The sequence below is a fragment of the Micromonospora sp. U56 genome (assembly GCF_018070095.1).
Classification (GTDB): Bacteria; Actinomycetota; Actinomycetes; order Mycobacteriales; family Micromonosporaceae; genus Micromonospora; species Micromonospora purpureochromogenes.
On sequence record NZ_JAGPYL010000165.1, the window covers coordinates 1 to 11,559 of the forward strand.

General features: G+C 74.3%; 11 protein-coding genes and 1 pseudogene. 3 read left to right on the plus strand and 9 right to left on the minus strand.

Going from position 1 to position 11,559, the window contains the following annotated elements; genetic code table 11:
* The 7 genes and pseudogenes from KBX37_RS31285 to aspS form a co-directional block, all read right to left on the minus strand.
* Positions 1–181, minus strand: a 181-nt coding sequence (locus KBX37_RS31285) for a hypothetical protein (RefSeq protein WP_210779455.1), incomplete at its 3' end; no start/stop codon positions are given.
* Positions 178–1,680 (minus strand): replication-associated recombination protein A, encoded by a 1,503-nt coding sequence (locus tag KBX37_RS31290; protein WP_210779456.1) that lies wholly within the window; start codon positions 1,678–1,680, stop codon positions 178–180. The genes KBX37_RS31290 and KBX37_RS31285, both read right to left, overlap by 4 nt.
* Positions 1,681–1,755: 75 nt before the next feature.
* Positions 1,756–1,968: a hypothetical protein gene (locus tag KBX37_RS31295; RefSeq protein WP_088962756.1), complete on the minus strand. Its 213-nt coding sequence runs from the start codon at positions 1,966–1,968 to the stop codon at positions 1,756–1,758.
* 684 nt (positions 1,969–2,652) lie between these two features.
* A pseudogene (locus KBX37_RS31300) lies at positions 2,653–4,026 on the minus strand (MFS transporter); the annotation flags it as partial.
* Positions 4,023–4,628 carry a transcriptional regulator gene (locus KBX37_RS31305; RefSeq protein WP_210779457.1) on the minus strand — a complete coding sequence of 202 codons (606 nt, stop codon included), beginning with the start codon at positions 4,626–4,628 and terminating at the stop codon, positions 4,023–4,025. The gene KBX37_RS31305 and the pseudogene KBX37_RS31300, both read right to left, overlap by 4 nt.
* Before the next feature lie 84 nt (positions 4,629–4,712).
* On the minus strand, positions 4,713–5,525 hold the full coding sequence (locus KBX37_RS31310) for a sugar nucleotide-binding protein (RefSeq protein ID WP_210779458.1): 813 nt from the start codon (positions 5,523–5,525) through the stop codon (positions 4,713–4,715).
* 111 nt (positions 5,526–5,636) lie between these two features.
* Complete coding sequence (gene aspS, locus KBX37_RS31315) at positions 5,637–7,442, minus strand: aspartate--tRNA ligase (protein WP_210779459.1); 1,806 nt, start codon at positions 7,440–7,442, stop codon at positions 5,637–5,639.
* 138 nt (positions 7,443–7,580) lie between these two features.
* On the opposite strand from aspS, the gene KBX37_RS31320 reads away from it, so the two are divergent.
* On the plus strand, positions 7,581–8,195 hold the full coding sequence (locus KBX37_RS31320) for a DUF998 domain-containing protein (protein ID WP_210779460.1): 615 nt from the start codon (positions 7,581–7,583) through the stop codon (positions 8,193–8,195).
* A 63-nt stretch (positions 8,196–8,258) separates the two neighbouring features.
* On the opposite strand, the gene KBX37_RS31325 is transcribed toward KBX37_RS31320, so the two are convergent.
* A complete protein-coding gene (locus KBX37_RS31325) occupies positions 8,259–9,317 on the minus strand; it encodes a S1 family peptidase (RefSeq protein WP_210779461.1) in 1,059 nt (352 codons plus the stop codon).
* A 246-nt stretch (positions 9,318–9,563) separates the two neighbouring features.
* Here KBX37_RS31325 and KBX37_RS31330 point away from each other — a divergent pair, with 246 nt between their 5' ends.
* On the plus strand, positions 9,564–10,394 hold the full coding sequence (locus KBX37_RS31330) for an SGNH/GDSL hydrolase family protein (protein ID WP_210779462.1): 831 nt from the start codon (positions 9,564–9,566) through the stop codon (positions 10,392–10,394).
* 87 nt (positions 10,395–10,481) lie between these two features.
* Here the strand turns inward: KBX37_RS31330 and KBX37_RS31335 are convergent, their stop codons facing one another.
* Positions 10,482–10,973: a helix-turn-helix domain-containing protein gene (locus KBX37_RS31335; RefSeq protein ID WP_210779463.1), complete on the minus strand. Its 492-nt coding sequence runs from the start codon at positions 10,971–10,973 to the stop codon at positions 10,482–10,484.
* Between the two features lie 56 nt (positions 10,974–11,029).
* Between KBX37_RS31335 and KBX37_RS31340 the strand changes: the two genes are divergently transcribed.
* A complete protein-coding gene (locus tag KBX37_RS31340) occupies positions 11,030–11,545 on the plus strand; it encodes a PaaI family thioesterase (RefSeq protein ID WP_210779464.1) in 516 nt (171 codons plus the stop codon).
* Positions 11,546–11,559 lie beyond the last annotated feature (14 nt).

Below are 11,559 nucleotides of genomic sequence, written 5' to 3' on the forward strand. Positions count from 1 at the left end.
ACGCTGAGCCACCCCGCTGCTGCTTGGCGCTACGCAGGTCGTCGATCCAGCCGAACTCCTCGCCGGCCGGTTCCGGCGGCGCCTCCTCGGCCCGGCCCCGGCCCCAGCGGCGTCCCTTGGCGCGGGAGTCACGCCGCTCGTCGGGACCGTCCTCCGGTCGCTCCCCACCACGCGATGTCACTGCTGACCCTCCCCGACGACGGCGTCGCCGTCTTCATCCGCCCCACCGGCGTGCCCCGTACCCGACGGGTGGCGGCCGTTGACCGCCACCGGCGTCGGTTCGTCGGGGCGCGGCGCCGGGGCGGACAGCCCCCGGACGATCCGGCGCAGCAGCGGCAGCCGGGCGGCCACCGACCGCTCCGCACCGTGCCCGCTGGGCCGGTAGTAGTCGGTCCCGACGAGATCGTCGGGAGCGTACTGCTGAGTGACCACTGCGCGCTGGTCGTCGTGCGGGTAGCGGTATCCCGTGCCGTGCCCGAGCCCCCGCGCGCCGGCGTAGTGGGCGTCGCGCAGTCCGCGCGGCACCGGGCCGCCCCGGCCGGCCCGCACGTCGGCGATGGCCGCGCCGATGGCGGTGGTGGCCGAGTTCGACTTCGGGGCGGTGGCCAGGTGGATCACCGCCTGGGCCAGGTTGAGCTGGGCCTCGGGCAGGCCGACGTACTCCACGGCGTGGGCGGCGGCGGTGGCCACGCCCAGCGCGGTCGGGTCGGCCATCCCGACGTCCTCGCTGGCGAAGATCACCAATCGGCGGGCGATGAACCGGGCGTCCTCGCCGGCGACCAGCATCCGGGCCAGCCAGTGCAGCGCCGCGTCCACGTCCGAGCCGCGCATGCTCTTGATGAAGGCGCTGGTCACGTCGTAGTGGGCGTCGCCGTCCCGGTCGTAGCGGACCGCCGCCACGTCGACCGCCTGCTCGGTGGTGGCCAGGTCGATCCGGCCGGAGCCGGTGGCCACCGCCGAGGCCGCCGCGGCCTCCAGCGCGGTCAGCGCCTTGCGGACGTCGCCGCCGGCGAGGCGTACCAGGTGGTCCTCGGCCTCGGTGTCGAGGGTGAGCGCGCCGCCCAGGCCGCGCTGGTCGGCGACCGCGCGGCGCAGCAGGCCGCGCACGGCCGCGTCGTCCAGCGGCTGGAGGGTGAGCAGCACGCAGCGCGACAGCAGCGGGGAGATGACCGAGAAGTACGGGTTCTCCGTGGTCGCCGCGAGCAGGGTGACCGTCCGGTCCTCCACCGCGGCGAGCAGGGAGTCCTGCTGGGTCTTGCTGAACCGGTGCACCTCGTCGATGAAGAGCACGGTCTGCGGTCCGCCGGCCCGACGCTGCCGGCGGGCGGTGTCGATGACCGCCCGGACGTCCTTGACCCCGGCGGAGAGCGCCGACATGGCGACGAACCGGCGGTCGGTGGCCCGGGCCACCAGGTGCGCGATGGTGGTCTTGCCGCTGCCCGGCGGCCCCCAGAGGATGACCGACATCGGGGCCCCGCCGCCGACCAGCTGGCGCAGCGGCGCACCGGGCGCGAGCAGGTGGTCCTGCCCGACCAGCTCGTCGATGCTGGCGGGGCGCATCCGGACGGGCAGGGGCGAATCCTCCCCGACCGCCGTGAAGCCGTCGACACCGCTCGGCCCCGCGGGGGCGCTGGGCGCCGCGGCGGGTTCACCGAGGGAGAAGAGGGCGTCGGAGTCCATCACGAAGACAGTACCGGGCTCGGTCCGCTGCGCCGGAATCGCGCCGCGGGCCGAGCCCGTCCTGATCCGTTGCGGTCAGCCGCGACCCGGCCGCCGACCGCGGTACCAGCGGCCGCCGCCGCCACCGCCCGGGCCGCGGCCGACCCCGGCGAGGTAGAGGGAGAGCAGCAGCAGGCCCAGCATCAGCAGGGTGTGCACGTTGAAGAGGTCGGGGGCGCCGAAGTTGGTGTCCAGCAGGTCGATCAGCAGCGCGAAGCCGAAAACGATCGCGGCGAGAATGGCGAGCATCGTTGTCCTCCGGTGGGGGTTCCCAGTAGGTCGCCGCTGGATGTACCCAATCGGTCGGCTCGTCAATCTCCACCGTGGAACGAGCTGCGCCGGGGCCGCGTTCTAGGCTGGGCGGGTGACCGGCCTGGTCGGCGCCGGGCACTGTCTGCACCTGCCCCGGACCAGTCCGGAAGCCCTCGCCGGCCGGCTGACCGTGCACCACCGCCCCGCCGCGCCAGCCCGAGGAGGACCGGGTGGTACGCCTCGGCGAGGCCAACCACCCGGCGCTGAACGCGCTGATCGAGGCGTCCTTCCCCAGCACCACCTCGCGCCCCGGCGACCCGCGCATCGTCGACGGGTACGGCATCCGCGACGGCGACCGGCTCGTCGCCTGCGGCGCGGCACCCTCGCCCGTAGCTCGGTGCACCTGGCCTGAAACCGGCGCGCCGGCGGCCCGCCGCTCCGGTCGGCACTGGAGACGGCCGCCCCGGTCCGCGCTGGAGGCGGCGGCCCCGGTCCGCGCTGGAGGCGACCCCCGGTCCGCGCTGGAGGCGACCGCTCTGGTTGGCCTGATACCTCAGAGGTATCAAGATGCCTCTGAGGTATCCGGCTCGGATGGAGGTCCGCCGCGACCGCGGCCGGCGCGGCGACCGGGCAGCGGACGGGCGCCGCCGCCCCGCCCCCGGATCCGGCCGCCGGGACCGGCGCCCCACCGCCGGCCACCGGGCCGAAGTCGGCGGGCGGCCCGACCACGCCGGGTTCGGCGGTGGGACCGACCGCGCTCGCCCCGGCCGTCGACCCGACGACGTCCGGCCCGGCCGGGCCGGGGTCGGTCGCCGCACCTGCCGTGCGCCCGGCACGCCAGGCCGGCAGGTAGAGCGGGGCGGCCACGGCCAGCACCACGCCGCCCACCACCATGGCCGTGGTGACGCTGCGGGTGTCGGCGAGGGCGGTGAGCAGCACCGCGCCGATGGCGAAGCCGGGCTGCCCGACCATCGAGTTCAGCGAGAGCACGCTGGTCCGGTACGGCCCGTCGACCTGCCGGTGCAGCAGACCGGTGTGCAGCGGGTTCGAGGCGCCGTGCACGGTGTAGCAGGCCAGGTAGGCGACCAGCACACCGACCGGGCCGGCGAACAGCCCCATGCCGACGACGGTCCCGCCCTGGACGAGCCGCAGCAGCGCGGCGCTCGGCGCGGCGCCCAGCCAGCGCAGCCGCAGCGGGGTCAGCGCCGCGCCCGCCGCCGCGGCGAGCCACGCCGCCGAGCTGGCCGGCCCGAGCAGCGCCGCCGCCCGCTCGGGATTGCCGACCACCTCGGCGAGGCGGACCGGCAGCAGCGACTCGAACGTCACCATGCCGAAGCTCCAGAACAGCTCGACGGCGACCAGGGCGAGCAGCACCCGGGAGCGGCGCAGCAGGCCGAAGGCCCGGCCCACCATCCGGGGCGCCTCGGCGACCGAGGCGCGCAGCGCGCCGGAGCCCTTGGCCGGGCCGATCTCGACCAGCAGGAGCAGCAGGGCCGCCAGGGCCACCGCCTGCAGCACGATGGCGACCAGGACCGGCACGGTGAGGGCGCTGACCGGCCCGACCGGGCCGAGGGCGATCAGGCCACCGCTGAACAGCGCCCCGGCGGCGATGGTCACGCCGGAGACGGTGCCGGCGAAGCCGAGGCCGGCCTCGTACTCGGCCTTGGGGTCGGCGGCGAGGGTGGCGTCGACGTACCAGGACTCCAGGGGGCCGCTGTCGAGCGCCCGGTAGACGCCCTGCAGGGCCCAGACCAGGAAGAACAGCGCGAAGGAGTCGGCTACCGCGAAGAGCCCGAGCGAGACCAGGCTCAGCGTCCAGGCGGCGGTCAGCACGGGCTTGCGGCCGAGGGCGTCGGCCAGGCCGCCGGTGGGCAGCTCCAGCGCGAGCACGACCAGCCCCTGCGCGATGGAGACCAGGCCGATCTGGGACAGCGACAGGCCGCGCTCCTGCATCAGCAGGATCATCACCGGGACCATCAGCCCGGTGGGCAGCCAGCGCAGGCCGTAGAGGGTGAGGTAGCGGAACCGGACCTGGCGTACGGACAGGGCACTCATCGGGGTCCCTCCAGCAGCGGGTAGGCGGCGACGAAGACCTGCACGCCTCGCGCCTGCGGATCCGGGTCGCCAGCGTCGGCCTCCCGGTGGTAGCGCTCCAGCACCTGCCACAACTCCTGCTTGAGCGCGTCGAGCCGGGCCGGCGGGACGGTCATGAAGACGTCGCCCATGCCGAGGGCGTCGCGCCAGGCGGGCGACCACTCGTGCTCGACGGCGAACCAGTGCTCGGCGTGCTCGACGAGGAGCCGAACCTGGTCCCGGTGGATCCAGTCGATCGCGGCGCGGGCGTCCGGGTCGTCGTCGAAGTCGGTCGGCTCCCAGCTCGTGACGTCGTGCGCGGCGCGCCACCAGCGCTGCCGACCGGTGCCCCGGTCCGGGTCCTCGACCACCAGCCCCACCTCGGCGAGCTGGCGCAGGTGGTAGCTGGTGGCGCCGGTGTTGGTGCCGAGCAGCTCGGCCAGCGTGGTGGCGGTGGCCGGACCCTTCACCCGCAGCGCGCCGACCAGCCGCATGCGCAGCGGGTGGGCGAGCACCCGGACCTGCCGGTGGTCGATGCGCACCTCGCGGGGCGCGGGCCGGCCGTCACTGTCATCGTTGCCCATGGGTGCACAATATCTGTGCACACTTTCTATGCACAATAGTTGTGCATAGAAAGTGTGCGTCAGGATGGCGCGGGCGGACCGGGATCAGGCCGCGACGAGTTCGGTGACGCCGCGCAGCCGGGTCCGCACCAGCGCGGCGGCGCGCGAGGAGTCCAGCCGTACGTCGGTGGGACGGACCACCCCGGCCGCCGTACCCGTGGTGGTCTTCATGCCGGCCGGGTCCAGCCCGAACCGGCGGGCCACCAGCAGCCCGAGCCCGGCCCGGCTGACCGCCTCCGGACCGGCGACGTTGAGCGGGCCGGCGTAGTCGCCGTCGACCAGTTCGAGGACGGCGTCGGCCAGGTCGGTGACGTCGACCGGGCAGCGCAGCTCGTCGGTGAAGAGGGTGGCCCGGCCGGCGAGCGCGTCCCGGCAGAGCTGGATCTGCTTGCTCCCCTCCCCCACGATCAGCGAGGTCCGCACCAGCACGGCGCTCGGGTCGATCGCCCGCACGGCGGTCTCCGCCGCCGCCTTCGCCGCTCCGTACGGGTAGATCGGGGTGGGCCGGTCGTCGTCCAGATAGGGCGTCGGGCGCCCGGCGTGCAGCGCGTCGCTGGACAGGTGCACCAGCCGCGCCCCCGCCTCGGCCGCCGCGTACGCGATGTGCGCCGCGCCGTCGGCGGTGACCGCCCAGTCGTCGTACCGGTAGGGGGTGCCGACCACGGCGGTCGGCCGGACCGCCGCCACCAGCCGGCGCACCGCCTCCCGATCGGTCACGTCGAGCTGCCGGGTCGCCAGACCGGGCAGCGCGACGGGGTCGGCGTGCCAGGTCCCCACCACCGGCCGGCCCGCGCCGACCGCCCGCCGGCAGATCTCCCCGCCCAGGAAGCCACCGGCTCCCACCACGAGCAGCGTCATCGCGTCCCCCGTCTCCCCGGCCCCGTCGACCGTCGCCCGTTAGCGGCGGCGGCGAAACGACCGAGAGGTCCACGCCATCATGGCGCAGACCTCTCGGTGACGGTGGTCGGGTCAGACCGGGTCGGCCACCGGGGCGGCCGGGCCGGCGGTGCCGGCGTGCACGCCCGTCGGCGCCTTGGGCTTGGCGTCGATGCCGGCCTCGGTGCGCTGCTGGGCGGTGATCGGCGTCGGCGCGCCGGTCAGCGGGTCGAAGCCGCCCCGGGTCTTCGGGAAGGCGATGACCTCGCGGATGGAGTCCGCGCCGGCGAGCAGCATGCAGACCCGGTCCCAGCCGAACGCGATGCCGCCGTGCGGCGGTGCGCCGTACTTGAACGCCTCCAGCAGGAAGCCGAACTTGTCCTGCGCCTCCTCCGGGGTGATGCCGAGCAGGTCGAAGACCCGCTTCTGCACGTCGCCCCGGTGGATACGGATCGAGCCGCCACCGATCTCGTTGCCGTTGCAGACGATGTCGTACGCGTAGGCCAGCGCCCGGTCCGGCGCCTCCTCGAAGCGGTCCACCCACTCGGCGTTCGGGGAGGTGAACGGGTGGTGCACGGCCGTCCAGCCGCCCTCGTCAGTGCGCTCGAACATCGGCGCGTCGACCACCCAGCAGAACGCCCAGGCGCTCTCGTCGATCAGGCCGGCCCGCTTGGCGATCTCGATCCGGGCCGCGCCGAGCAACTCCTGCGCCTCGCGCGTGTTGGCGCTGGCGGCGAAGAAGACCGCGTCGCCCGGCTTGGCCCCGACCGCGTCGGCGAGCCCGCCCAGGTGCTCGGCGGAGAGGTTCTTCGCCACCGGGCCGCGCGCCTCGCCGGTCTCGGCGTCGAGCACCACGTACGCCAGGCCCCGCGCGCCGCGCGCCTTCGCCCAGTCCTGCCAGCCGTCCAGCTCCTTGCGGCTCTGCGCGGCGCCGCCCGGCATGACCACCGCGCCGACGTACCCGCCGGCGTCGATGGCGCCGGCGAAGACCCGGAACTCGGTGCCGCGCAGGTAGTCGGTCAGCTCGGTCAGCTCGACGCCGTAGCGCAGGTCCGGCTTGTCGGAGCCGTACCGGGCCATCGCGTCGTGCCAGGTGATCCGCGGGATCGGCCGGGAGATCTCGTGCCCGGCCAGGTCCTTCCAGAGCGCCGACACGGTCGCCTCGCCGAGGTCGATCACGTCGTCCTCGGTGACGAAGGACATCTCGATGTCGAGCTGGGTGAACTCCGGCTGCCGGTCGGCGCGGAAGTCCTCGTCGCGGTAGCAGCGGGCGATCTGGTAGTACCGCTCCATGCCGCCGACCATCAGCAGCTGCTTGAACAGCTGCGGCGACTGCGGCAGCGCGTACCAGCTGCCGGGCTGGAGCCGGACCGGCACCAGGAAGTCGCGGGCACCCTCGGGGGTGGACCGGGTCAGCGTGGGGGTCTCGATCTCCAGGAAGTCCCACTCGTGCAGCACACCGCGGGCGAGCTGGTTGGCGCGCGAACGCAGCCGCATCGCGTTCGCCGGGCCGCTGCGCCGCAGGTCCAGGTAGCGGTACTTGAGCCGGATGTCGTCGCCGGCCTCGACCTGGTCGTCGACCGGCAGCGGCAGCGGGGCCGCCTCGGAGAGCACCTCCAGCTCGGCGGCGGTCACCTCGATCTCGCCGGTGGGCAGCTCCGGGTTCTCGTTGCCCTCGGGCCGGCGGGTCACCTCGCCGGTGACCCGGACGCAGAACTCGTTGCGCAGCGCGTGCGCGTCCTCCTCGCGGAACACGACCTGGACCACGCCGGAGCCGTCGCGCAGGTCGACGAAGATGACACCGCCGTGGTCGCGCCGGCGGGCCACCCACCCGGCGAGCGTCACCGTGGTGCCGGCGTCCGTCGCGCGCAGGCTGCCGGCGTCATGGGTACGGATCACGACTTGCGTCTCCTCATCTGCGGTACACCTCTGCCCTCCGCATTCTGTCAGGCGGCCCGGTCCCCCGATGCCACCGGGCGCGGTTGCCACCACCGGCGGCACCGGCGGTCGCGGTGCCGCCCGCGTACGGTGTGCCGGGTGCGCGTCGTACCCCGTTGGGCCCTGCTCTCCTCCGCCGCCGCCCCGGTCCTGCTGGTCGGCGGCTGGACGTTGGCGGCGGCGCGGCAGCCCGGCGGCTTCGACCAGGTCGCCGGCACCATCAGCGCGCTGGCGGCCCGGGACGCCACGGATCGCTGGATCATGACGGTCGGCCTGCTGGGGCTGGGGTTGTGCCACTGCCTGACCGCGGCCGGGCTGCGCGCGCTGCGTCCCGCCGGCCGGCTGCTGCTCACCCTCGGCGGGCTCGCCACCCTCGCCGTGGCGGCCTTTCCGCTGCCGGCGCGGCAGGGGTCGTCCACCGCGCACGGCCTCAGCGCCGCGGTGGCGTTCGGCGCGCTCGCGCTCTGGCCGGCTCTCGCCGCGCACCGGCGCCGGGCGCCCGTCGGCGCCACTGCCCTGACCGCCCGCCGGGGTACGGCCGCCGCGGCGCTGCTGTTGGCCCTGGTCGGCTGGTTCGTGGTAGAGCTGACCACCGGCGACGCCCGGATCGGGCTGGCCGAGCGGGTGGCGGCCGGCGCGGAGGCGCTCTGCCCGCTGCTGGTGGTGCTGGCGCTCACCCGGCGGACGGCAGGTGGCGCACCCGCACCGCGCTGAGCCCGGCGGTCGGTACGCGAAGCGGGCCGCCGGTCGCCCGGCGGCCCGCTCACGAGGGGTCGATCAGTAGACGCTGACGCCGTAGCGGCTCAGCACCTCGGGGACCGGCTGGAAGAAGGTGGTGCCGCCGGAGGAGCAGTTGCCGCTGCCGCCGGAGGTGAGGCCCAGCGCGGTGCTGCCGGCGAAGAGCGAGCCGCCGCTGTCGCCCGGCTCGGCGCAGACGTTGGTACGGATCAGGCCGTAGACGCTGCCCTGGGCGTAGTTGACCGTGGCGTTGAGGGCGGTCACCGAGCCGCTGCGCAGGCCGGTGGTGCTGCCGCTGCGCCGGACGCTCTGGCCGACGAACGCGTTGCCGGCGGCGGTGATGTCCTGGTAGCTGCCGTTGTAGAGGTAGACGTTGCCCGGCTGGGTGGTGGTCTGGTTGCTGTAGCGCACGATGCCGTAGTCGTTGCCCGGGAAGCTGGTGCCGTACCGGCTGCCCAGCAGGCTGGTCTGCGCGGAGTTGCTGTACCAGCTCGACGAGATGTTGGTGCAGTGCCCGGCGGTGATGAAGTACTTCACGCCCGAGCTGCTGCGCACGTTGAAGCCGAGCGAGCAGCGCCCGCCGCCGCCGGCGTAGATCGCCTGGCCGCCGGAGATCCGGGTGCTCAGCACGCCGGCCTCGGCCTCGATCCGGACCGCGCCACCGGTGCGGGCGGCGGCGGCCTTGACCTTGTCCAGTTTGGCGCCGGTGACGGTGCTGTCGACCGAGACCACGACCTGGTTGGTGGCGGGGTCGGTCCACCAGGCGGTGCCGGGGATCTTCGCGGACCGCTCCAGTTCGGCGGTGGCGGCCTTCAGGGTGGCGGCGCCCCGGGTGACGAGCTTGGGGGTGGCGCCGGCGGCGCGGACCTGGCGGGCGGCGGCGGCGTCGGTGACGGCGACGACCATGGTGCCGCTGGCGTCGGCGTACGTGCCGGCGGCGCGGTCGCCGAGGCGGTCGGCCAGACCGGCCGCGGCGTCGGGGGAGGCGGGCGAGGCGGGTGCCGCCTGCGCGGGGGCGCCGAGCAGCGCGCCGGTGACCAGGGTGCCGGCCATGGCGACGGCGGCGATGTGGCGGAGCGATGACCTCGTGGGTCGCATGTAACAACCTCCGGAAGGGTCTGACGGGTCGCGTCACGTCGACGCGCCCGGGGACAACCCGGCCGACCTGGGGAAATCGGCCGAGTGACTGAAGTATTCACATATTTAAGATCGTAAGCAAGACATGACTTTGCCCGAATTCACCCCGCCGCCCCTTGTAACCGTGAAGCAACATTGTGGACACAGAAAGTCGTCTATACGATCTGGCCACCGCAGCACGCCGGCACCCGTGATCCGGAGGCCACCATGACCCTCGCCCGACGCGCGCTGGCGGCTCTCGCCGGCGCCACCGCCCTCGTCCTGCTCGCCACGACCCCCGCCGTCGCCGACCCCGGCCCGCCGCCCAGCGCGATGGCCAGCCTCGGCGACTCCATCACCCGCGGCTTCAACGCCTGCGGCTGGTACGTCGACTGCACCTCACGGTCGTTCAGCACCGGCGACAACTCCACCGTGAACAGTCACTACCTGCGTATCCGCGCGGTCAACCCGAACATCCAGGGCCGCAACCTCAACGACGCCCGCAGCGGCGCCAGGTCCGCCGACATGTACGGCCAGGCCGGCACCGCGGTCAGCCAGGGCGTCGGGTACGTCACGATGCTGATCGGCGCCAACGACGCCTGCACCAGCTCGGAGTCGACGATGACTCCGGTGGCCACCTACCGGGCGAACATCGACAGCGCGCTCGCCCGGCTCAAGGCGGGGCTGCCCAACGCCAAGGTCCTGGTGATCAGCATCCCGGACATCCAGCGGCTCTGGTCGGTCGGCAAGGGCAGCGGCAGCGCCCGGACGGCCTGGTCGGCCTTCGGCATCTGCCAGTCGATGCTGGCCAACCCGACGTCCACCGCACAGGCCGACGTCGACCGCCGGACCCGGGTCCGGCAACGGGTGGTCGACTTCAACACCCAGCTCACCCAGGCCTGCGCCGCGTACGGCCCGAACTGCGACTTCGACGACAACGCGGTGTTCAACTACCCGTTCGCGCTGAGCCAGGTCTCCACCTGGGACTACTTCCACCCCAACACCAGCGGCCAGGCGGTGCTGGCCAGCGTCTCGTACGCCAACGGCTTCGGCTGGTAGCACCGGTGTCCCGGCGCGCGGGCGGCACGACCGTCCGCGCGCCGAGGCGCGTCCGCCGCAGGCCCGACGCAAGCTCGACGGGACGCGCTACCCGGCGGCGGGTCGGTCGACGCGGCGGCGGGCACCCGGGCCCGGCCGGGGCAGCACGTCGCGCGGGTCGGCCACCTCGTGCCCCTCGGCGCAGCGCAGCTCGACCCGGACCTCCGCCCCGCAGTCGCGGTGCCCGACGCTGAGCGGGGGGCCCTCCGGGTCGGCCAGGTAACGGTCCCCCCAGCCGAGCACCGCCACCAGCACCGGCCACAGGTCGAGGCCCTTCCCGGTCAGCCGGTACTCGTGGCGCAGCCGGCTGCCCGGCTCCCGGTACGGCTCGCGACGCAGCACGCCCTGCTCGACCAGGGTGGCCAGCCGGGTGGTCAGCACCTGCCGGGGGATGCCGGTACGGACGCGCATGTCGTCGAAGCGGCGGACGCCGTTGAAGACCTCGCGGAGCACCACCAGGGTCCACCGTTCGCCGAGGACCGCCATCGCCCGGGCGATGGTGCAGTTCTCCACCGACCAGTCCAGTGCCGCGGGTCTCATGTGCACCAGGCTAGGTCTGATTGACAGACTCAGCAACGCGCTGCCAGGCTGAGTCCATGACTCAGACGCAGGACCCGGCGCGCAGCCGTACCTTCTCCTGGTCCGACCCAATGGCCGGCGCCGCGCACGTGGGCCGCCGCAGCGGCCTGGAGCTGCTCCGCGCGATGGTCGCCGGCGAGCTCGCCGCGCCGCCGATCATGCACCTGATCGACATGGCCCGGATGGAGGCCGACGAGGGCCGGGTCGCGGTCGAGCTGGTCCCGCAGGAGTTCCACTACAACCCGCTCGGCACCGTGCACGGCGGGGTGATCTCCACCCTGCTGGACACCGCCGCCGGGTGCGCCGTGCACACCACGCTGCCCGCCGGCGTCGGCTACACCTCACTGGACCTGAACGTGAAGTTCCTGCGCCCGGTGACCGTCGCCAGCGGCATGCTGCGGTGCGAGGGCACCGTCCTGCAACGCGGCCGGCGCACCGCCCTGGCCGAGGCCCGCCTGACCGACGCCCGGGACCGCCTCATCGCCCACGCCACGTCCAGCTGCCTGCTCTTCCCCCTCGACACCCCCGCCTGACCCACCACCCACCC